The following is a 21,047-nucleotide window of genomic DNA, read 5'->3' as shown; positions in this document are numbered from 1 at the left end:
CTACGGCTGCGGTGGTTGACGCGCGTCACACTGCGACAACAGCTCGCCGAGTTCCTGGAGCACCGCCTTCTCGTCCGTCCCGTCGAGTGCGTCGAGGGCAGCACGCCACTCCTCGTACGCCTCCTCCATCCGACCCCGCTCCCGCAGCAGCAGGCCGTGTTGGTGGCGGGCGAGGCCGCCCATGTAGCGGTCGGCGCGGGCGTCCGCGCGGCGGAGCAGTTCGGCGCACTCGGTGCCGGCGCGTTCCGTACGGCCGAGGAGGCGGAGGGCGCGGACCAGTCCGAGGCGGGTCTGCGACTCGCCGTGCCAGTCGCCGTGGCCACCGAGGATGCGCAGGCTCTCCTCGAAGTGGGGTACGGCGGCGGCCGGTTCACCGAGGGTGAGGTGGGCGTAGCCGATGTTGCAGTGCGCGGAGTGCTGCACGATGACGGCGCCGATCTCGTCGCCGATGGCCAGCGAGCGCCGGTGCTGCTCGATGGCGGCCCGCGGGTCGGTGTGCTCGTACAGGTTGCCGAGGTGGCTGTGGGTCACGGCCTCGCCGTACGGATCGTCCAACTGCCGTGAATACGCCAGGCTTTGCCGCAGGGCCACTCCCGACTCGGCGTAGCGGCCGAGGCCTTCGAGCAGCAGGCCCCGGTTGTTGAGGCAGCGCCGGATCCAGGAGAGGGCATCGAGCCGCCGCCAGATCGCCAGTGCCTGGTCGTTGAGCGCGAGGGCCTCGTTCTGCCGGCCGGTCAGGAAGTGCAGCCCGGCGAGATCCCCCAGCGCGTACGCCTCCGCCGCCGCGTCCCCGAGCAGCCGCGCCGCATCCAGCGCGACTCGCCCCAGCACCTCCATCTCGGCGACCCGGCCACTGCGCAGGACATAGGGGAAGAGCAGCCGGACGAGGGTCGAGACATGGGCGACCCTGCGACGGTCGGCGACGCTCTCGCCGTCGCCCCCGTACCGGGTCACGAGCGCCACCACGTTCTCCAACTCCAAGTCCCCCCAGGCAAAGGCCTCTTCGGAACCGGAGAAGGGAGCGGTACCCGCCACCTCCACCGCATGCCCGGCAGGCTGCGCGGCGGTCGGCCGACGCCGGTCGTCCTGGTCGAGCCCCGGTTCGACGATCGCGGTGAGGGCGCGCTCGGCGAGGGCGGCGTACCAGGCGAGGGCGGTGTCGACAGGGTCGCCGGGCGGGTCGGCCACGCTGGTGTCGTTGCGCGGCGCGGCTGCGGAGGCGTCGCTGTGCGGCCCAGCCACCGCGATGCCGCTGTGCGGCTCGACCACGCCGGTGCCGGCGGACGACCCATCGCGCTGCCCAGCCGCTCCCGCGGCGGTGGATGACCCGGCCACCGCCCCGTCACCACCCACCCCCGCCGCCAGTTCCCGCGCGAAGTCCCGGACCAGGTCGTGCGGCGCATAGCGGCCGTACGCCGTTTCCTCCAGGAGGGCTACGTCGACCAGGCGGTTGAGGGCGGACTCGGAGTGGTGTGCGTCGGTGGCTGTGAGGCGGGCGAGCAAGGGGGCGCCGTAGGACGGGAGGTCGAGGGCGCCGATGTGGTGGAGGGCGAGGGCCGCGTCGCGGTCGGTGCGGCGGTCGGAGCCTGCGAGGGCGTCGTGGGCGACCGCCAGGGAACGGCGGACGCTGAGGTCGTCGTACTCCAGGTGGTGCAACCGGCTTTCGGTGGCTGTCAGTTGATCGGCCAGGACGTCGGGGGTCAGGGCTCGGCGGGCGGCCAGGCGGGCGGCGACCACGCGCAGGGCGAGGGGGAGTCGGCCGGTGAGTTCGACCAGCGGGTGGTCGGCGTCGAGGCCCTCCCTGCCCGACACCGCGCGCAGCAGTGCCGCGCTGTCCTCGTCGGACAGGGGCGCGAGCGGGAAGCGGTGGGCGCCGTCGAGGGCGGTCAGCGGTGAGCGGCTGGTGACGATCACCGCGCAGCCCGTGCCGGCCGGCAGCAACGGTCGTACCTGGGCGGCGTTCTCGACGTCGTCCAGCACCATCAGCGTGCGGGTCGGAGCGAGCAGGGAACGGAGCAACGCGGCTGCCGCGTCCGGGTGTTCGGGGATGTGGCGGGGTTCCGCGCCGAGGTCGCGGAGCAGGGCGTGGAGCGCCTGGCCCGGAGTGAGGGGGGCCATGCCCGGGGTCGCGCCGCGCAGGTTCACGTACAACTGCCCGTCGGGGAAGCGCTCCCGCAGCTCGTGGGCCATGTGCAGGGCCAGGGCGCTCTTGCCCACGCCGGCCATGCCGCTGATGACGGAGAGGGGGGCCATGGTGGTGCGCAGGGCGGCGAGGGTGTCGGTCCGGCCGGTGAAGTGGGCGGGCGGGGGCGGGAGTTGGGCAGGGGCGGGCACCTTGACCGGCTCGTCCGCGCCGGCCTCCGTGACATCGGCGCCCCGCTCCCTCTCCCCGGCCTCCGTGACATCGGCACCCCCCTTCCCGCGCAGCACCTCCGCATGCGCCGCCCGCACCCCCTCCCCCGGCTCCACGCCGAGTTCCTCGATCAGGCGGTTGCGCAGGTCGCGGTGGACGGTGAGGGCCTCGGCCTGGCGGCCGGTGCGGTGGAGGGCGAGCATCAGTTGGCGGTGGTAGCCCTCGCGGAAGGGGTGCTCGGCGGTCAGGGCGGTCAACTCCGGTACGAGACCGCCGAGTCGGATGCCTCCGAGGGCCAGCTCGGCGTCGTAGCGCCATTCGAGGACAAGGAGGCGGGCCTCGGTGAGGCGTTGCGCGAAGGCATGGCCGCCGAGGTCGGCCGGGAGACCGCTGAGCGGGGCGCCGCGCCACAGGGCGAGGGCCGACGCGCACGCGCGGACGGTCCGGGGCCAGTCCCGGTCGGCGTGCGCGGCGCGGGCGGCGGCGACCCGGGCCTCGAAGACATGGACGTCCAACTCGCCCTCGTCGACGCGGAGAAGGTAGCCCGGCGGAACGGCTCGCAGCCGGTCGGGGTCGTCGAGGAGGCGGCGCAACCGGGTCACGTGGTTGTGCAGGGAGGCGTGTGCGGAGGCCGGTGGTGAGCCGCCCCACAGGGCGTCCTTGAGGGCGTCGACGGAGACGACCCGGCCGCCCTCCAGCAGCAGCGCGGCGAGCAGGACCCGCACCTTGGCGCCGCCGATGGGCTGCGCGGCGCCGCCGTCAGAGCCGTAGAGGACAGTCGTGCCCAGCAGTCCGAACCGCAGCTCGCACCGCATCACAACGACCCGTCGCCCTTCCGCGCGGCCCTCGCGGCCGTGCTCCGCGGCGGAGCTCTTCCGCCGTCCCTGGCGGATATCCGCCCTGTTCGCGGCGGTTTTCCGCCACCGCGTCCCGGCCGTCGAGGGCCGGGATCCGCTACCGTACCCGCCGACCGCCGCCACCGCGCGGCGACTTCAGGCCATCCGCCCCAGGGGCATCGGGCGCACCGTTGGCCACATGTTAGCGATTCGTTGGCGCGACCTGATGTGATCACTTCATCGGAGCTGGCCCGACGGTGCGCGCGTTCGACGCGCAACTCGGGGGAGTGTCGCCGTCGTGGCCGGATCCGGGGACGCGAGAGGGCTCCGGTCGGCGGAGGTGAACGACTGGGGCCCTCGTCCCCCTCTCCCGCGGTCCCGCGGTTTCGCGGATCAGATGACGGGCGGGCGGCCCAGCCGGGTCAGCCGCCACACCGTCCGCCAGCGCATGGGGCGCCGCTCCCCCGCCGGTTCGCGCAGCCCCTCGACGAATCCGCCGAACCACGCCCGCAGGCCGGCGCGTGACCGTGTCCGTAGGAGGGTGAGCAGCATCCAGACGCCCAGGTGTACCGGGATCAGCGCGAGCGGGAGCCGGCGGCGGACCAGCCAGACGCGGTTGCGGGCGGTCACCCGGTAGTAGATGGCGTGCCGGGCGGGCGAGGTCCTGGGGTGCTGGAGGAGCAGTTCGGGCGCGTACCGGATGCGCCAGCCGGCGTCGGCGGCGCGCCAGGCGAGGTCGGTCTCCTCGTGCGCGAAGAAGAACTCGGCGGGCCAGTCCCCGGTCTCGGCGAGCATCGCCATGCGCAGCGCGTGCCCGCCGCCGAGGAACTGGGTGACGTAGCCGCCCCGCATCGGATCGCCCGCGCCGATTCTGGGCACATGGCGGCGCTGGGTCTCCCCGTGCTCGTCCGCGATACGGAAGCCGACGATGCCGAGGCGGGGTTCGGCGACGTACAGGTCGCGTACGCGGCGCAGGACGTCGGCGTCGACGAGGAGTCCGTCGTCGTCGAGTTCCACGACGATGTCCACGTCGCCGAAGGCGCGGAGCGTGGCCAGGCCCGCGTTGCGGCCGCCGGGGCAGCCGAGGTTCTCGTCGAGGTCGACGGTGGTGACCTCGCCGGGCAGACAGAGCCGGTCGGTGAACTCGGGGAGCCGGCAGCCGTTGCCGACGATCACGATGCGGGTGGGCGGGAGGTCCTGCTTGGCCACGGACTCCAGGAGCGCGTCGACCTCGGCGGGCCGGTTCCCCATGGTCACCACGGCGACCGCGATCCTCGGCTCCACCACGTTCCTCACTCCATCCGGCCGTCCGGCGATGCCCGCGCACCGACCGCGCAGCACTCACCGTTCACCAAGATGTTGCCCCAGGTCGGCCGGTTGCCCGGATCCAAGTTCATTTTGCGGGACCTTTGTTGGGTCTTTGCCGGTTTTCCCTCCGTCGTACGAACTTCAGCCCCGACCAGTCCTCCCCCAGCGCGGCGACCTTCACATCGACGACCCCGAGGGGCAGGAACACCTCTCGCAGCCCGTTCTCGGTGATGTCGCTGGCGTGGCCCGCGGCCTTGCGGGGCCAGGCGATCCACAGCATGGCGGTGTCGGCGAGGCCGAGGACGAGTTCCGGTCCTTCCGCGTCCAGTCGCCGCCGTTCCTGATAGAAGGCGACGGTGACGTCCGCCCCGCGCGGACCGCCGTCGGCGACCTCGCAGCCCTCGGGCAGGCCGGGGATGTCCCAGTGGTCGGGGGCGTGGTGCAGGTGGATCCGGTGGCCCGGTCTGACGCCGATCTTCCCGGCGAGGGGGGTGGCGGAGTAACCTCCGGCCGCCGTAGAGGAGTTGCTCATGGCCTGCCCTTCGTCGCGTGCACCGTTATGAGGAAGTGACGCACGGTTCACCTGATGATCCAGGGACCGCTGTTAGCCTCCTGCGCATCTTGCATGGGGGGACAGCCGGGGGGCTGTACATACGCAGACACGTCACGGAACTCGCCGACGCGCAGGCGCACTCGGCCACCGCCGTCCCGCCACGCCCGCTCCTCGTCCAGGAGGCCGCGTTGGCCCGTCGTACCACCGCCCGTGGCGTCGTCGCCGCGCTGGCGGTTCTTGTCGTGGCCGCCGGCCCCGGCCCGCTGTCCGTGCCGGCCGGGGCGGACGGGAACGCCACCGTCGCGACCGAGAAGGTCTTCCAGTCGGACCGTTACGTGCCGCGCGGCGACCGGATCTACAGCGCCGGTCGGAGCGGCTATCTGCATGCGCAGGAGGGCAGTTCGGGGTACCTGTGGACGTCGTACGGCACGGGTGACACCACTGCGCTGGGCGCCCTCACCCGGCTTGAACTCCCGGCGTACCTCGGCTCCGCGTCCGACGTCGTGACCGATGTCGTCTCGTCCACCTCGAAGGTCGTCCTCAAGGACATGGCCACCGGTACGAGCACGGACGTCGCCCTGACCCACGGCACGTACTGGGCGACGTACGGCACCCATGTGCTGACCCAGGCACGGGCCGCCGACGGCAGTCGTCTGCTGTACCTGTACGGCGACGGCACACCCGCCGACGGCACGCTCGTCGACGGCTGGCCGGCCGGCATCACCGCCAACTTCCAGGTCCTGGGCGGCGACAGCGGCACCGCCGTCATCAGCTACGCGGTCGGAGACGACCAGCGCCACCTCGCGGTGGTGGACCTGGCCGCCGCGAAGGTCGTCGGCGATGTCGCGGTGGCCGTCGCTCCGACAGGCGTCGCGCTGAGCGCGGACCGACTGGTCTACATGACGGGCGGCACCACCGCGCATGTCCTGGACCGCGCCGACCTGTCCGCCGCCGAGACAACCCTGACGCTGCCCGGCACGACGGGCACCGCCACTCTGGGCATCGCCGGCCGCTGGCTGGTGGTCGCCCGTTCCGTGACGTCGGACGACTACTCCGACTCCTCCGGCAAGCAGTTGACGGCCGTCCCCCTCGCGGGCGGCGACGCGGTCACCCTGCTCCGGCACGCGAACACCTCGGTCGTCCCGGCACCGGACGGCGGCCTGCTGGTCGTGGGCGGCGCCGACTCCGCGCACTGGGCGGTGCGCGAGGTCACCGACACGGGCGCGGACGCGCCGACGCTGGCGGAGGTGACGGCCGTACCGCCGATGGCGGCGACGATCGACCGGCTGTCGCTGCAGAACGGCACTCTGGTCACCGACGAACTCAACACCAGCTTCTTGGGCGCCTACTACAGCCGGCGGGTCTCGATCACCAGCAGTTCCTACTCGCCGGGCACACCGGCCTGGCAGACCTGGGACGGCCGCGGGGCGGGCCCGTTCACCACCGGTGAGGGGCACGCGGTGACGTTCAGCGCCGCCTCCGGCGACCCCTCCGGTTCGATCGTCCAGTCGATCGACTCCGACCCGGTGGGCTTCTATCTGCCCTCCGACTCCGGGACCATCCTCGACATCTCCGGCCGCTATGTGATTGTCAACGGCTCCTCCCCCGCCAAGCAGTACGTCGGTGACCTCGGCGTCTACACCGACCTGAAGCCCATCGTCACCCGCTCCGTCACCGCCGCCTCCGTCTGGGGCACCAAGCTGTGGACCCCAGGTTCCGGCACCGGCGCGGTCACCGCGAAGGACCTGAAGAGCGGGCAGACCACGGACACGGTCGCCACCGGCGCCCCGTGCGCCGCCAAGGAGTTGCAGGTCGTCGGCCGGTGGATCTACTGGTCCTGCGGCCCGACCGCCACGGCCGGCGTCTTCGACCGTACGACGAAGAAGAACATCACCGTCCCCTCCGGCGAGGCGCTGCTCGGCGACGGCTACCTGGTCCGGCACGACACCACGGCCGGGACGCTCCAGCTCACCGCCTTCGCCGACGGCACCGCGACCACCCGCACCATCGGCACGCTCGCGGCGGGCGCGGCCAACTCCAGCCTGCGCGGGGTGACGTGGACCGTCGACAAGTTCGGCGGACCGGCGGCCTACGTCGACGCCGACCACCGGATCCACCTGGTGCCCAGCGGGGTCGCCCCGCAGCCGCTCGCCGTCACCGAGTCCGACGCCACCCAGAGCGGCGCGGTGAGCAGCCCGTGGTGGCAGTACCGCGCGGTGCTCTCCCGGCCCGCCGCCTCCTGGACGGCCACGCTCACCAGCAGGGCGACCGGCGCCGTGGTCCGTACGCTGACCGGCGGCGAGGTGGACGGCACCCTCACCGCTCGCTGGGACCTCCGAAACACCGCGGGCGCGCTCGTGCCCAACGGGGCGTACACCTTCAAACTGACGACCACCCCCGCCGACGGCTCGGGCGCCGCGCTGACGATGTCGCGGACGGTGGCCGTGTCCACCGGCGCCGCCGTGCGCCGCGACTTCACCAACCGCACCACCTGGGGCCCCGACGGCATCGGCGACATCCTCGCCCTCTCTTCCAACGGCGTCGTCAACTACCGCCCCGGCAACGGGACCGGCGGCTTCTCCGGCGCCATGTCGGCCTCCGGCTGGCCCTCGACGGTGACACTGGTCCCCTTCGGAGACCTCGACGGCGACCGCCAGAACGACGCCCTCGTCCGCTTCGCCAGTGGTGAACTGCGCGTCTATCGCACCTACCGCGGCCAGGCGTTCACCACCAGCACCCCGCACACGTCGCTGGGCACCGGCTGGAACCAGTACAACCTGCTCACGTCCCCCGGCGACCTCACCGGCGACGGCCTCCCCGACCTGATCGCCCGCAAGACGTCCACCGGCGAGGCCTTCCTCTACAAGGGGACCAGCACCGGCAGGCTCTCGACGCGGGTGCGCATCGCGACCGGCTGGAACGGCTACAAGAAGATCGTCGGCATCGGCGACTTCAACGGCGACGGCCGCGGCGACCTCCTCGCCCAGGACAAGTCGAACACCCTGTGGCGCTACGACGGCAACGGCACCGGCGGCTTCAAGCCCCGCGTGAAGCTCGCGGCCAACTGGGGCTCCAACTACAACGCCGTCATCGGCGTCGGCGACCTCACCGGCGACGGCAGGCCCGACCTCGTCTCCCGCGACACGGCGGGCACGATGTGGCGCAACACCGGCAACGGCAAGGGCTCGTTCGGCCCGCGCGTGAAGATCGCCACGGGGTGGCAGACGTACAAGGGCCTGTTCTGAGCCCTGCTCTTCTACTGCTCTTCTACTGCTCTTCTACTGCTCTTCTACTGCTCTTCTACTGTCCTTCTTCTACGACAACGGCGCCCCGTCTCGATCGAGTTGGGGCGCCGTGCCGATGTGTACGTGTCTTCGGTTCAGCCGGCCACGACGAACCTGGCGGCCATCGACACGAACTTCGTGTCACCGTCCTTGGCCGTCGCCAGTGCCGAGACGTACCAGGTGCCCTTGGCCAGGTCGGCGGCCTGCTTCTTCGTGACCTTCAGTGCGTAGGTGCAGTGGGACGTGTCGTGGGAGGTGCGCTCGCACGTGGCGGACTCGGCGTGGCGGAGGTCGGCCTTGGTCGGGACCAGCGCCGAACTCGCGGGCCACGCGACGACCTTGAGACTTCGGACCCCCGAGTCGTCGTTGACGTCCACGGCATAGGTGAACGAGCCGGCACGGCTGTCGGTCGGGGCGACATAACGGGTCGAGCCGTGCGTAAGGGTCGCCCCGGTGGCGGCGGACGCGGTGGAGGCGGCGAGTCCGCCGGCGATGATCCCGCCGGTCGCGACGACACAGGCGAGCGAGGACAGGACGGCGCGCTTGGACACGGGCATGGACATGGTGGATCCCCCTGGGGATGTGTGGGTGGTGACGGAGGCGGTGGTCGCCCGCCTTCTCGATGTGATCGAGCCTATGAACGGGACGGGGCGTCGTCCTCCGGCTGCCGGACGGTTACCGCGTCGAACCAGAGATAGACAAGGGCTGGACCGGAATCCCCCTCCAGCCTGAGTCGGGGGTTCACCTGCGCCCATAGCCTTTGAATGTCATGAAACGAACCGACGACCGGCTGCTCCCGGTCCTGCTGATCTGCGCCCAGGCCCTGGTGTGGCCGGGGGCGCCACTCCTGCGCGGCACGGCGCCGGCCGCGGTCGACCTGCTCGTGGCCGCCCTGGTCGCCGGACCGGTGACGGCCGCGCTCGCCCTGCGCCGCGGCCGCCCGGTGGTCACCCTGATCGTGGTCGCGGCGGCCTGCGCAGTGGGCGCCGGCCCGCTCCCCACGGGCGCGATGGCGGTCCTCGGCACCGCGGGCGTCGCGCTCGCCCTGTTCACGGTGGCGACCGAGCGCGACACCTTCACCACCGTCCTGTGCGTGGTCACCCTCGCCGCCTGGCAACTGCTCCAGAACATCACCCTGCACGGGCTCAGCGACCACAACGGCCTCGACCTCGTCCTGACGGCCCTCCTCTACGTCACCGCGTGCGGCGCGGGCCTGTTCGTACGGCGGACCCGGCGCGCCCGCCACACCGCCGAACTCCTCCTGAACCGGGCCGAGACCGAACGCCACCGCCTCCCGGCGGCCGAACGGCGCCGGATGGAACGGGAGTTGCACGATGTCAGCGCCCACCATCTGACCGCCGTGGTGGTCACCGCCGGCGCCGCGCTCGGCCTGCGCGAACGCCGTCCCGAACTCGCCGCCGAGGCACTGGAGTTCGCGACCGAGACCGGCCGCGAGGTCACCCGCGCCCTCGGCGCGGTCCGCGCACCGGCCCCCTCACGCGAGGAACTCCCCTCGCCACAGGAGCGGTTGACGTCCCTGATCGCGGGCTTCCGCCGCCTGGACCAACCGGTCGAGTACGAGATCGACCCCCTCCCGGACGGCACCGTCGCGGACGCGGCCTACGGCATCGTGCGCGAGGCCCTCACCAACGTGGCCCGCCACGCACCCGGCGCACACACGACGGTGACCTGCCGCTACGGCGACACCCGCACCGAGGTCGTGGTCACCAGCGCGGCACCGCCGTCCGGTACGGCGGCCCACGGCGCGGGGCTCGGCGGCGGCCGCGGCCAGGGCTTCCTGCGGTCCCGGGCCCGCGAGGCGGGCGGCACCCTGACCACCGGCCCCACGGCGGAGGGCGGTTGGGAGGTACGCGCACTCCTCCCCGGCCGTACGGCGGCCCCGGTCGCGGACTCGGTGCCGCGCAGCTACCGCCTGGCCCAGGTCATCGCCGCGCTCGGCCTGTGCGTGCAGCCGCTGCTGCCGGTACTGATCGTCCGGACACAGACGACATCGAGCGGTACGCATGTCTCGGCGGGCGTCCTGTTCGCCCTGCTGGCAGCGGCCCAGGCGGTCACCCTGCTGTGGCTGCGCAGGGCACCTGGCATCGCGAAGGTCGCACTGCTGGGCTTGGCACTGCTGTGGCCGGTGGCGATGGAGGTGGGCGACTACACAGGCCCGGTACTGCTCCCACCAACGCTGAGCATGTTGGCAACATGCGCAGCGCTGATTGCCCCCAAGGGGCGCGGGGCTGTGTCGGATGTGCGGCTACCGCCGCGTGAGCGCACCCAGCTACAACACACCCGCACCTACCAACTCCCCCAAGCCCTCACCCCCCTCTTCCCCCTCGCAGCCACAGCCGCACACGCAACGGCCTTGACGATCGCCGTCCTCCAACGAGGCACAACGCTCCCCACCTGGACGATCCCCACGTCGGCAACTGCCGCCACCGCCTTGGTAATTGGAGCGGTCACCTACGCCGGCACCCTGCACCACCGACGCACCGAGGCCACCCAGAACACCCAGGCCCGGCGCCTCGCCACCTGGACGGAGGCCGCCGTACGAGACGCCTGGGCCGAGCGCCGCAGGATCGCCGCCGGCCTGGAGACCACCGTGCTGGCCCGCACCGCCGACATGATCGCGGAAGCACAGGCCGGCCGCCTGGAGGCGACGGCGACCCGCGCCCGCGAGGCGCTCGCCGCGATGCGCGCCCTGCTGGACGCGGTCCGCGACGGTGAGACGGCCCCCGAACTGCGCCCCCAGCCCACGCTCCAGGCCCTCGACCTGCTCGCCCACCAGTGCCGGGCCACCGGCCGCGACGTGGAGATACGGCTCACCGAGCGGGTGCCGGAACGCCTGCCCACCGAGGTCGACCTAGCCGCCTACCACGTCACCGAGTCGCTCCTCGCGACCGGCGACGAGGAGCCCGCCGTACTCGAACTCGACGCGGTCGACGGTACGTTGACGATCACGGCCACCGGTGTGCCACGCGCCGCCGACGCCGCCGTACGGGACCGGTTGACGGCGCGGGTCGCGCCGCTCGGCGGCACCCTGGCGACCGGCGGGCCGCCGGGCACGGTCCAACTCCGGCTGCCGCTCGCGGCGTTGCCGGACGACGAGGAGAGAGAACGATGAGCCTCAGGGTGCTGGTCGTCGACGACCAGGGCATCGTCCGAGCGGGGTTCGCCGCCGTGATCGACGCCGAGGACGACATGACGGTCGTCGGGGAGGCCGCCGACGGCGCGACCGCGGTGGTGCTCGCCGCCGAACTCGCCCCCGACGTGGTGGTGATGGACGTACGGATGCCCGAACTGGACGGCATCGCCGCGACCCGGATCATCACCGGCAAGGAGAACGCGCCCCGGGTCCTCGTCCTGACCACTTTCGACCTGGACGCGTACGTCTTCGACGCGCTGCGCGCGGGAGCCTCCGGCTTCCTCCTCAAGGACGTGCACGCGTCCGAACTCCTCGACGGTATCCGGGTGGTGGCGAGCGGCGAGAGCGTGCTGGCACCGTCCGCGACCCGTCGGCTGATCGGCCACTACGCGTCGGGGGCGGGCTCGGGCTTCCGCGCCGACCCCAACTCCGTTTCGGGGAAGGGCCCGAGGGAACTGGAGAGCCTCACGGACAGCCAGCGCAACGTCCTCTCCCTGCTCGCCTCCGGCCTCAACAACGCGGAGATCGCCGGGGAGTTGGGGATCACGGTGGGCACCGTCAAGTCCCATGTGAACGCCCTGCTCCGCAAACTCGGCCTGCGCGACCGCGTCCAGGCCACGATCCTCGCCTACGACCTCGGCATCGCCCGCCCGAACCCGCCCGGCGCCGACCACCTCTGACCCACCACCCTTGGGAGTACACCCGTGACCGGTACCGATCCCGGCCGTCCGCCCCTCCACCGACTGGGCCGGACCCTCCGCAACCCCTTCGCCCTCGCCTACCTCCTGATCTGCGCGGCCCTCCTGATCTGGGCCCTGGCCGTGACCCTCACCGACGACTCCGGCGAGTCCATGGCGGGCGTCATCCCCGTCCTCGCCACCGCCCCGGGCAGCCTGGTCTTCCTCGTACTCCCGGACAACGCGGCGGTGTTGGTGGTCGCCATCGCCATCGGGGCCCTCGTCAACGCGTCGGTCATCGGGTGGTGTGCGCGTGCACTGAGCCGGGGCAACCGGCCGGACGCGACGCGCTGAGATCCTCGGGGCCTCACTCCTTGACCGGGGTGTGGGACGCCGTCGCTGCGGTGGAGTGCGGTGCTGCACGTCTTGGTGAGGGATGTGTTGAGCACGCCGGCCAACTCGCCGGGGCCGTTGCCGTCCAGCCAGGCGGAGCAGGCGGCGTCGTTGCCGAACCACGCGGTGTCCGCCTCGGAGAGAAAAGTTCCTCGCGGACACCTTCGGCAGCCAGGACTGGCTCTGGGAACCCCTGACGTTTTCCGCTTCGACCCGAGCGGCCGACAACTGGTCGGGGCCGAATTCCGGATGCCGGAAGAATCCACCTCAGCCGAGGACTCCGCCCGCCTTCCCGTCACGCCCGCAGTACGTCGGGGCCTTCGGCCGGCAACACCACGACCGCTCGGGCCGCGCCCAGGCTGACCAGCCTTAGGGTGTCGGGGTCGGACGGCACTCCGGTGCGGCACTCCAGGCGAACGCCGTCGGTAACACCGAGAGTGGTTGTCAGCGCTCTCTCCATGGCGGCCGGGTCCCGGTCCGCGAGCACGGTGATCACCTGCCGGTCGCCGAGGCCCGTGCTGACGACTCCGACGACCGTCGGCACGCACAGCAGGGCGATCGGGCCGAGCAGTACGGACAGCAGCATCCGCAGCGGCGCGCGCGAATGCGGTGCGTTGGGGTCCGCCCACACCAGCAGGGTGCTCACGGGCACGACGACCGCCAGACAGCGCAGGGCCAGCCAGCCCAGCAGGGCGCCTGTGCTGCGCGCGAGTGTCCGGTCGAACAGATACCTCGTGCGGTGGCGTAACGGGCTCCGCTCCTGCCGCCGTTCCATCAGGAGTTTCATACTTTCGGGCAACGGCACTGGCTGAAACCTGGTCCGGTCCGGCCACGGGGTCGACGACAGCGGGTCCGGGGTCCACCCCCGAGGGGAAGCTGCACCGTTCCAGCGCCGTACGCGTCGCCAGGGTCGTCTAGGGGCGTCAGCGGGGCCCCAGCGGTGCGGGGGCGCGACCTCGCCGACCGCTCAAGAGGTACGCGGCGCGTTCAAGATACTGCTCGCCGCCGTCTTCGCAACGGTCCGACCACGGCTGTTGTGCAATGCGAAATTTTGTGTTGCAGACGTGGTGCGCGGCGGCGCGCACCTTTTACCTTCCCCTCTCAACAGACCGGTCCTCACCGGGCGAACCGCCCTCCCACGACCGGAACAGCGATGTTCCGTGCGCGGACCCGGTGCCTCCCTTTCCCAACCCATCACCTGTCAACCGGTGTCACGCGGGACCTGCCGACGGCAACCCGACACCTCCCAGGGATTCGAGGAACTCCGATGAACGCACGTTCCGTACGTGGTGCCGTGGCGGTCGCCGCCTCCCTCTGCGCGCTGGGCGGGATCACCGCCTGCGACGTCCAGTCCGGTGGCGGCAGCACCGCCGCCGACGCCAGCGCCTCGGCCACACAGGCCAAAGACCTCAAGGTCGGCTGGTCGACGATCTACCTGACCCCGTCGTGGATGCAGCAGACCCTGAAGCTGCTCCAGGGCGACGTGGACAAGCTGAAGTCGAGCGGCGAGGTGTCCTCGCTGAAGACGTTCAACGCGAACGGCGACACCTCGCAGCAGATCGCGCAGATCCGGGCCATGATCCAGCAGAAGTACGACGTGATCCTGGTGGACGCGGGCTCCTCCACCGCGCTGAACCCGGCGCTGGAGCAGGCCGTCGCCGCCGGTATCACGGTCGTGGCCTTCGACTCGCTGCCGACCAGCACCAAGGTCATCCGGGTCGGTACCGACCAGAAGGCCTGGGGCTCGATGATGGCGACCTGGCTGGCCAAGAAGTTGAACGGCAAGGGCAGCATCATCGCCATGAACGGCCCGGCGGGTGTCGCCGTCAGCGAGGACCGCTGGGCGGGTGCCGAGGCCGTGTTCAAGAAGTATCCCGGCATCAAGATCGTCAGCGATGTGCACAGCGAGTACAACCTCGCCCCGGCCGCGCAGTCCTTCGCCTCCGCCTACTCCGCCCACCCGGACATCGACGGCGTCTTCTCCCAGGGCGGCGCGCTGTCGGCCGCGGCCCTCCAGACTCTGATCAAGCAGGACAAGAAGCTGGTCCCGATCACCGGCGAGAACTACAACGGCTTCCTGAAGCTCTGGCTGAGCAAGCAGAAGGAAGGTTTCTCCTCGATCGCCACCGCCCAGCCCAACTACCTCTCGGTGATCGCCCTGGAAGCGGCCGTCGCCAAGCGGGAGGGCGTGGCCGTCCCGCAGAACATCGACGTGCCGCTGCCCGAGATCACGGACAGCAACCTCTCCCAGTACGCCAAGCCCGACCAGCCCGACGACTCCTACCCGATCAACACCATCGCGCAGTCGGACATCGACAAGCTCATCGGCCAGTAGGCGGAGGACGACCATGGCGCTGCTGAGCGTGGAGAAGGTGTCCAAGTCGTTCGCGGGCAACCGGGTGCTCTCGGACGTGAGTTTCGAGGTCGGGGCCGGGGAGGTGCTGGCCCTCGTGGGAGAGAACGGAGCCGGGAAGTCCACGGTCCTCTCGCTCATCACCGGGCTCCTGACCCCCGACACAGGCCGCGTCGTCCACGAGGGCGCTCCGGTCGCCCGGGCGTGGTCTCCCCACCGCGCCCGGGCCGCCGGGATCGGCTCCGTGCACCAGGAACTCAGTCTCAACCCGCATCAGAACATCGCGGAGAACGTGTTCCTGGGGTCCTGGCCCAGCCGCCGCGGTCTGGTGCGGCGGCGGGACCTCGTTGCCCGCGCCGAGCCGCTGCTGGCGCGGGTCGGTCTCGACGTCGACCCACGCACCCCGGTGGGGCGGTTGCCCTTGGGCCGGCAGCAACTGGTCGAACTGGCCAAGGCTCTGGCGGGCGAGCCCCGTCTCCTCATCCTCGACGAGGCGACCTCCGCACTGGACGACGACCAGGTCGCCGCCGTCTTCCGGGTGATCGGGGAACTGCGCGACCAAGGGGGCTCGGTGATCCTCGTCAGCCACCGCATGGCCGAACTCTTCGCCGTCAGCGACCGGTTGACGGTGCTGAAGGACGGGGCGGTGATGGCGACCCGGGACCGGGCGGACACCGATCACGACGACATCGTCCGGCTGATGGTGGGGCGCGAACTCTCGGATCTGTTCCCGCCGAAGGTCCCTGCCGCACCCGCACCGGCACAGCCCCTTCTCCGGGTGCGCGGGCTCACCGTCCCCCGTGTCTGTGCCGGCATCGACCTCGACCTGGTCCCCGGCCGGATCACGGGCCTCGGCGGACTCCAGGGGCAGGGGCAACGGGAGGTGCTGCGGGCCCTGTTCGGACTGTCACGGCATTCCGGGACGGTCGAGTTCGAGGGGCGGCCGGTACGGCTGGACTCGCCACGGGACGCCATGCGGTACGGCATCGCCTATGTGCCCGAGGACCGCAAGAACGAGGGGGTGCACACCGTGCGCAGTGTGCGGGACAACCTCGCACTGCCCAGCATGCGCGACCTGGCGCCCGCCCGCCGCCTCACCACCGTCTCACGCGGCGCCGAGGACACCCTCGTCGACGAACTGATCGAGCGGCTGCGCATCAAGGTGTCTTCCCCCGCGCAGGAGACCCGGCGGCTCTCCGGCGGCAACCAGCAGAAGGTCGCGCTGGCCAAGTGGCTGCCGACCGGACCGCGCGTCCTGCTGCTCGCCGAGCCGACCCGGGGAATCGACATCGGAACCAAGCGCGAGATCTACCACCTGCTGCGCCGCCTCGCCGACGAAGGCCTCACGGTGCTCGTCACCTCCGGCGACACCATGGAACTGGTCGGGCTGTGCGACGAGGTCGCCGTCCTGTACGAGGGCACGGTCGTCGACCGTCTCACCGGGCCGGACCTGACCGAGGAGCGCCTGGTCAGAGCGTCGATCATGGGAACGGCGGCCACGGACACGCCGGGATCCGGGAGCGTGGTCCATGCGTGAGCGCCTCGCGGGCGTCGCCCGCGGCAACACCGACCTCCTCGCCCTGACCGCTCTCCTGCTGGTGCTGCTGATCGCCTACCAGCACTACGACTCCAGCCTGCTCACCCCCGCCTCCGTCACCATCCTCTCCGCCCAGTTCCTACCGCTGCTTCTGGCCGCGGCCGGACAGACCACCGTCATGCTGCTCGGCGGCATCGATCTGTCACTGGGCGCGGTGCTCGGTCTCGCGATGGCGGTCTTCGCCACGTACGACGCCCACAGCGCGGGGGCGGTGCTGGTCGCCGCGCTACTGGCCGTGTGTGTGGCCGTCGCGGCGGGCGCGGTCAACGGCGCCCTGGTGGCATACGCCGGGCTGCCACCGATCGTCGTGACGCTCGCCGCCTCGTTCCTTTGGGGCGGGATCACGCTGGTGGTGCTGCCCCAGCCTGGCGGAACGGTGCCGGGCGGGCTGGTGAACGCGTACAACAACGGCTGGAACGGAGTCGCTGTCCCGGCGGTGGCCGTCGTGGTCGTGCTCCTGCTGTGGAAGCTGCTGCGCACCACCCGCCACGGGCTCGCGCTCTACGCCGTCGGCGGCAACGAGCACGGCGCCTACGCCAGCGGTCTGCACACCCGCACGGTGAAGATCTCGGGCTACGCCTTGGCCGGCGCGTTCACCGGCCTCGCCGGAATCGGACTCGCCATTCAGACCGGTTCGGCGGACCCGACCATCGGCACGCCCTACACGCTCAACTCCATCGCCGCGTCTGTGCTCGGCGGCATCAGCTTCTTCGGCGGGGTCGGACGCATGCGTGGCACTGTGCTGGGCGCGCTGGTCATCGGGCTGCTGACCAATCTGCTGCTGTTCACGGGCATCTCGCCCTTCTACCAGCTGATCCTTCAGGGCGCGATCCTCGTCGTCGCCCTCACCCTGAAGACGTATCTCACGAGGGAGGCCGCCGTATGAGCAGCCCCACCACCTCAACGGACCGTACGAGCGGGCGCATCGGCACTCTGCTGCCCCTGGCCGCGCTGCGCGGCAACCGCGCGGCCTGGGCGTTCGGCGTGCTGGGCGTGACCTGGCTGGCGGCGGTCCTGTTCGCGGACGGCTTCGACACGGTCTCCAGTTTCCGCTATCTCGTGCAGACGGCCTCGTTCCTGGGCATCGTCGCGGTCGGGCAGACCCTCGTCGTCATGATGAGCGGCATCGACCTGTCGGTGGCGGGGGTCGTCGCCCTGTCCGCCGTGGTGTGCGCCAAGGTCGCCACGGGCACGGGCGGCAACGCCACCGGCATCGCGGTGGCCCTGCTGCTCAGCGCCCTGGTGGGAGTCGTGAACGCGGCCGGAGTGGTGTGGCTGCGGGTGCCGCCGATGGTGATGACCCTGGCCGTCGGCACGGTCCTGTCCGGCGCCCTGCTCGTGTACACGAACGGTTCGCCCAGTTCGGCGCGGGTACCGCTGCTGGACTCGCTCGCCAACGGCCGGCTGCTGGGCATCCCCTGGGCGTTCGTGCTGTGGCTGGCGGTCACGGCCTCCGCGTTCTGGCTGCTGCATCGCTCCCGCACCGGCCGGTACGCCTTCGCCCTCGGCGCCGGAGAGAACGCCGCCCGGGCCTCCGGGGTTCCGGTCGTGACCACGGCCTTCACCGCGTACACCGGCTGTGCGCTGCTGGCCGGCGTGGCCGGACTGGTACTGCTCGGCTTCACCGGCACCAGTTCCCTGACCATGGGCAACCCCTACCAACTGCTGTCCATCGCCTCGGTCGTGCTCGGCGGCACGTCCATCCTCGGCGGGCGCGGCCATCTCCTCGGCACCGTCGGCGGAGCGCTCCTGCTCACCCTGCTGACCGCCCTGCTGACGTCCTGGAACCTCTCGGAAGGCGTACGGCAGGTGGTGCTAGGCATCTTGATCATCGGGCTGTTGCTGGTCTACGCGAGGGAGCGCGGCGCATGATCGAAGAGGGCCCGGCCGAGGTGGAGAGCCTACTGCGCGACCTCGTGGGGATCCCGTCCGTCAACCCCCGCGACCGGGCGGACGGCGACGGGGGTGAGACGGCGGTCGCGGAGTACGTGCGGGAGTGGCTTGCCGCACGTGACATCACCTCCGAGGTGCAGGAGGTGCTTCCGGGGCGGCCCAACGTCGTGGCGGTCGTGCCGGGGCTCGGCGCCGGGACCGTCGTCCTGGAAACGCATCTGGACACGGTCGAGGTCGACGGCATGACCGTCGATCCCTTCGGCGGCGAGGTCAGGGCGGGCCGTCTGTACGGGCGGGGCGCCTGCGACGCGAAGGGACCGCTGGCCGCGTTCCTGCTGGCCCTCGCAGAACTCGCCGCCGGGGATCCCCCGCCGTGCTCGGTCGTGCTGGCCGGGGTGTGCGACGAGGAGCACGCCTACCGCGGGGTGCTGCACCTGCTGGACACCCTGGCCGAGCGGGCGGTCGTCGGCGCGCTCGTCGGGGAACCCACCGGGCTGGTCCCGGCCGTCGCGCACAAGGGAGTCGTCCGCTACACCGCCCGGACCACAGGCCGCGCCGGGCACAGTTCGCGTCCTTCGGAGGCCGTGAACGCGATCACGCTGATGGCTCCGGTCATCGCCCGTCTTGCGGCGGCCCCACCCTCGGTCCCGCCGCACCCGCTGCTGGGGCCCGCCACCCGCTCGATCACCCGTATCCGGGGCGGCACCGGACCCAACACCATCCCCGACCGGTGCGAGGTGGACATAGACCGTCGCACGCTTCCCGGCGAGGATCTGGACTCCGTGTGGCGGGCGGACCAGGCCGAACTCGCCGCGCTGGGTGCCGAGGTGGATCCTCCGTTCACGGTCGACCCGGCGCTGGACATCCCGGCCGGCGCTCCCGTCGTCATCGCCCTGTGCGAGGCTCTCGCGGATCACGGTCGGCCGTCCATGGTCCACGGAATGCCGTTCGGAACGGACGCCAGCAAACTGGCGCGGGCGGGGATTCCGTCCGTGGTCTTCGGTCCCGGGTCGGTGACGGACGCGCATGCCGCTGCGGAGTCGGTGGACGTCGCGGAGGTGGCGCTGGCCTCACGCATCGTCGTGGACACCGTACGAAGGATGCGAGGGACGCCGTGCGACTGACCGATCACGTCACGCTCGTCGCCAGCGGGGCCGCAGGCTTCGATCTCTCCGACCCGCTGGACTGCCACGTCTATCTCGTACGAGGCGAGCGCCACCGCGCCCTCATCGACGCCGGAGCCGGACGCGCCCCGCTCAACATCGCACGGCCCGACGTCGTGCTCCTGACCCACGGGCACGCCGATCACGCGGGCGGGGCCGCCGCGCTCGCCCGGCGCTGGCCCGGACTGCCGATACTGGCCGGAGCCCGGGCCGTGCCGTGGATCGCCGCCGGGGACGAACGGGCGCTGAGCGTGGACCGCGGAAAGGCCGCCGGTGTCTACCCCGCCGACTACGCCTTCGCACCCTGCCCCGAGGTAGGGGCGGTGGCGGACGGAGAGGAGTTCGACCTGGGCGGCGGGGTAGTGCTGCGTGCCGTCGCGACACCCGGCCACGCCGACGGACACGTCTGCTACCACCTGCGCACTCCGCGCTACCGAGCACTGTTCTCCGGAGACTGCATCTTCACCCAGGGCCGCATCTCGCTGCAGAATCTGCACGACTGCCGCGTGCCCGAGTACACGGCCAGTCTGACCTCGCTGGCCGCGCTCGACGTCGACGCGCTCTTTCCCGGCCATCACGAGGTCTCGCTCGCCCGTGCCCGGCGCCATCTGGCCGCCGCCCGCGACACGGTCGCCCGCGGACTGCTGCCGAGGAGTACGACATGACCGCCCCCTCCCCCTCGCCCGTCGGGCGCAATCAGTCCTCGTCGCTGCGCCGCGCGCTCACCGTCCTCGAACACGTCCGCGACCACGCCGGACCCGGCCGCGGTATCTCGCTCACCCGGCTCGCGGACGAACTCGGCATCAACAAGAGCACGGTCCTCCGCCTCACCACCCCGCTGATGGAGGCGGACCTGCTGGTGCGCGACCGCGAGACGGGCTGGTTCCGCCTCGGCCACGGCACACTCCGGCTCGGCCAGGCCTACCTCTCCTCACTCGACCTGCGGACCGTGGCGACGGAGCCACTACGGCTGCTCCAACACGCCGTCGGGGAGACCTGCCACCTCGTCGTGTACGAGCCGCCCGACGTGGTCTACATCGACAAGGTCGAGAACGAGACCAACGTGCGCATGGCCTCCCGCGTCGGCAGCCGCATCCCCGCCTACCGCACCGCCGTCGGCAAGGCCATCCTCGCCTGGCTCGGCCAGGAGGAGTTCCGAGTCGTCGTCGACGCGGGAATGCCCCCGATCACCCCGCACACCACCACGGACCCGCAGCGATTGCGCCTCGAACTCGACCGGGTACGGCGACGGGGCTACGCCATCGACGACCGTGAGAACGAGCCGGAGGTGCGATGCGTCGCCGCCCCCGTCTTCGACCACACCGACGCGGCCGTCGGAGCGGTCAGCGTCTCCGGCCTCACCACACGGATGACCCCGGCCCGGGTCCGCGAGGTCGGCCCCATGGTCGTCCGGACCGGCATGGACATCTCCCACATCCTCGGCTCCTCCCGCGTCCTGGACACCGGCAGCCACTGACTCCTG

At 71.6% G+C, this 21,047-nt stretch carries 16 protein-coding genes; 11 read left to right on the top strand and 5 right to left on the bottom strand.

Going from position 1 to position 21,047, the window contains the following annotated elements; all coding sequences use genetic code 11:
* The 3 genes from ABZT04_RS04645 to ABZT04_RS04635 all read right to left on the bottom strand — a co-directional run bounded on the left by ABZT04_RS04645 (position 1) and on the right by ABZT04_RS04635 (position 5,029).
* Complete coding sequence (locus ABZT04_RS04645) at positions 1–3,168, bottom strand: BTAD domain-containing putative transcriptional regulator (RefSeq protein WP_356052878.1); 3,168 nt, start codon at positions 3,166–3,168, stop codon at positions 1–3.
* A 414-nt stretch (positions 3,169–3,582) separates the two neighbouring features.
* Entirely contained in the window at positions 3,583–4,476 is an 894-nt protein-coding gene (locus ABZT04_RS04640; protein WP_356052876.1) for a glycosyltransferase, read from the bottom strand.
* Between the two features lie 106 nt (positions 4,477–4,582).
* Positions 4,583–5,029: a DUF3052 domain-containing protein gene (locus ABZT04_RS04635; protein ID WP_356052874.1), complete on the bottom strand. Its 447-nt coding sequence runs from the start codon at positions 5,027–5,029 to the stop codon at positions 4,583–4,585.
* A gap of 89 nt (positions 5,030–5,118) precedes the next feature.
* On the opposite strand from ABZT04_RS04635, the gene ABZT04_RS04630 reads away from it, so the two are divergent.
* Positions 5,119–8,295, top strand: a complete 3,177-nt coding sequence (locus tag ABZT04_RS04630; RefSeq protein WP_356052872.1) for an FG-GAP-like repeat-containing protein — start codon at positions 5,119–5,121, stop codon at positions 8,293–8,295.
* A gap of 134 nt (positions 8,296–8,429) precedes the next feature.
* Here ABZT04_RS04630 and ABZT04_RS04625 read toward each other — a convergent pair whose 3' ends face one another.
* On the bottom strand, positions 8,430–8,897 hold the full coding sequence (locus tag ABZT04_RS04625; protein WP_356052870.1) for a DUF5707 domain-containing protein: 468 nt from the start codon (positions 8,895–8,897) through the stop codon (positions 8,430–8,432).
* A gap of 206 nt (positions 8,898–9,103) precedes the next feature.
* On the opposite strand from ABZT04_RS04625, the gene ABZT04_RS04620 reads away from it, so the two are divergent.
* From ABZT04_RS04620 to ABZT04_RS04610, 3 genes are read left to right on the top strand one after another with little or no spacing between them, the layout of a single operon-like run.
* Entirely contained in the window at positions 9,104–11,467 is a 2,364-nt protein-coding gene (locus ABZT04_RS04620) for a histidine kinase (protein ID WP_356052868.1), read from the top strand.
* The gene (locus ABZT04_RS04615) at positions 11,464–12,168 is read left to right on the top strand and encodes a response regulator transcription factor (protein ID WP_356052866.1); all 705 of its coding nucleotides are present in this window, start codon (positions 11,464–11,466) and stop codon (positions 12,166–12,168) included. The genes ABZT04_RS04620 and ABZT04_RS04615 overlap by 4 nt, the downstream gene beginning before the upstream one ends.
* Before the next feature lie 24 nt (positions 12,169–12,192).
* Complete coding sequence (locus tag ABZT04_RS04610; RefSeq protein ID WP_356052864.1) at positions 12,193–12,519, top strand: hypothetical protein; 327 nt, start codon at positions 12,193–12,195, stop codon at positions 12,517–12,519.
* Between the two features lie 334 nt (positions 12,520–12,853).
* On the opposite strand, the gene ABZT04_RS04605 is transcribed toward ABZT04_RS04610, so the two are convergent.
* Complete coding sequence (locus ABZT04_RS04605) at positions 12,854–13,333, bottom strand: hypothetical protein (protein WP_356052862.1); 480 nt, start codon at positions 13,331–13,333, stop codon at positions 12,854–12,856.
* 492 nt (positions 13,334–13,825) lie between these two features.
* On the opposite strand from ABZT04_RS04605, the gene ABZT04_RS04600 reads away from it, so the two are divergent.
* From ABZT04_RS04600 to ABZT04_RS04570, 7 genes are read left to right on the top strand one after another with little or no spacing between them, the layout of a single operon-like run.
* Positions 13,826–14,893 carry an ABC transporter substrate-binding protein gene (locus tag ABZT04_RS04600; RefSeq protein WP_356052860.1) on the top strand — a complete coding sequence of 356 codons (1,068 nt, stop codon included), beginning with the start codon at positions 13,826–13,828 and terminating at the stop codon, positions 14,891–14,893.
* A 13-nt stretch (positions 14,894–14,906) separates the two neighbouring features.
* Positions 14,907–16,448, top strand: a complete 1,542-nt coding sequence (locus tag ABZT04_RS04595) for a sugar ABC transporter ATP-binding protein (protein WP_356052857.1) — start codon at positions 14,907–14,909, stop codon at positions 16,446–16,448.
* The gene (locus ABZT04_RS04590; RefSeq protein WP_356052855.1) at positions 16,441–17,394 is read left to right on the top strand and encodes an ABC transporter permease; all 954 of its coding nucleotides are present in this window, start codon (positions 16,441–16,443) and stop codon (positions 17,392–17,394) included. The genes ABZT04_RS04595 and ABZT04_RS04590 overlap by 8 nt, the downstream gene beginning before the upstream one ends.
* A complete protein-coding gene (locus ABZT04_RS04585; protein ID WP_356052852.1) occupies positions 17,391–18,380 on the top strand; it encodes an ABC transporter permease in 990 nt (329 codons plus the stop codon). Before ABZT04_RS04590 ends, ABZT04_RS04585 begins: the two co-directional genes overlap by 4 nt.
* A complete protein-coding gene (locus tag ABZT04_RS04580; RefSeq protein WP_356052850.1) occupies positions 18,377–19,525 on the top strand; it encodes a M20/M25/M40 family metallo-hydrolase in 1,149 nt (382 codons plus the stop codon). The genes ABZT04_RS04585 and ABZT04_RS04580 overlap by 4 nt, the downstream gene beginning before the upstream one ends.
* Positions 19,516–20,229: an MBL fold metallo-hydrolase gene (locus ABZT04_RS04575; RefSeq protein ID WP_356052848.1), complete on the top strand. Its 714-nt coding sequence runs from the start codon at positions 19,516–19,518 to the stop codon at positions 20,227–20,229. The genes ABZT04_RS04580 and ABZT04_RS04575 overlap by 10 nt, the downstream gene beginning before the upstream one ends.
* On the top strand, positions 20,226–21,041 hold the full coding sequence (locus ABZT04_RS04570; protein ID WP_356052845.1) for an IclR family transcriptional regulator: 816 nt from the start codon (positions 20,226–20,228) through the stop codon (positions 21,039–21,041). Before ABZT04_RS04575 ends, ABZT04_RS04570 begins: the two co-directional genes overlap by 4 nt.
* Positions 21,042–21,047 lie beyond the last annotated feature (6 nt).

It is taken from the genome of Streptomyces sp. NPDC005492 (assembly GCF_040605995.1).
In the GTDB taxonomy this organism is placed as follows: Bacteria; Actinomycetota; Actinomycetes; order Streptomycetales; family Streptomycetaceae; genus Streptomyces.
Note: the sequence above shows the minus strand (reverse complement) of the source record. Positions and strands in the feature narration are given on the sequence as shown.

Excerpts from the sequence above, each read along its gene's own strand:
- ABZT04_RS04580 (WP_356052850.1), top strand. The coding sequence starts at position 18,377 with ATGATCGAAGAGGGCCCGGCCGAGGTGGAGAGCCTACTGCGCGACCTC.
- ABZT04_RS04595 (WP_356052857.1), top strand. The coding sequence starts at position 14,907 with ATGGCGCTGCTGAGCGTGGAGAAGGTGTCCAAGTCGTTCGCGGGCAAC.
- ABZT04_RS04600 (WP_356052860.1), top strand. The coding sequence starts at position 13,826 with ATGAACGCACGTTCCGTACGTGGTGCCGTGGCGGTCGCCGCCTCCCTC.
- ABZT04_RS04585 (WP_356052852.1), top strand. The coding sequence starts at position 17,391 with ATGAGCAGCCCCACCACCTCAACGGACCGTACGAGCGGGCGCATCGGC.
- ABZT04_RS04570 (WP_356052845.1), top strand. The coding sequence starts at position 20,226 with ATGACCGCCCCCTCCCCCTCGCCCGTCGGGCGCAATCAGTCCTCGTCG.
- ABZT04_RS04615 (WP_356052866.1), top strand. The coding sequence starts at position 11,464 with ATGAGCCTCAGGGTGCTGGTCGTCGACGACCAGGGCATCGTCCGAGCG.
- ABZT04_RS04620 (WP_356052868.1), top strand. The coding sequence starts at position 9,104 with ATGAAACGAACCGACGACCGGCTGCTCCCGGTCCTGCTGATCTGCGCC.
- ABZT04_RS04605 (WP_356052862.1), bottom strand. The coding sequence starts at position 13,333 with ATGGAACGGCGGCAGGAGCGGAGCCCGTTACGCCACCGCACGAGGTAT.
- ABZT04_RS04645 (WP_356052878.1), bottom strand. The coding sequence starts at position 3,168 with ATGCGGTGCGAGCTGCGGTTCGGACTGCTGGGCACGACTGTCCTCTAC.
- ABZT04_RS04635 (WP_356052874.1), bottom strand. The coding sequence starts at position 5,029 with ATGAGCAACTCCTCTACGGCGGCCGGAGGTTACTCCGCCACCCCCCTC.
- ABZT04_RS04590 (WP_356052855.1), top strand. The coding sequence starts at position 16,441 with ATGCGTGAGCGCCTCGCGGGCGTCGCCCGCGGCAACACCGACCTCCTC.
- ABZT04_RS04625 (WP_356052870.1), bottom strand. The coding sequence starts at position 8,897 with ATGTCCATGCCCGTGTCCAAGCGCGCCGTCCTGTCCTCGCTCGCCTGT.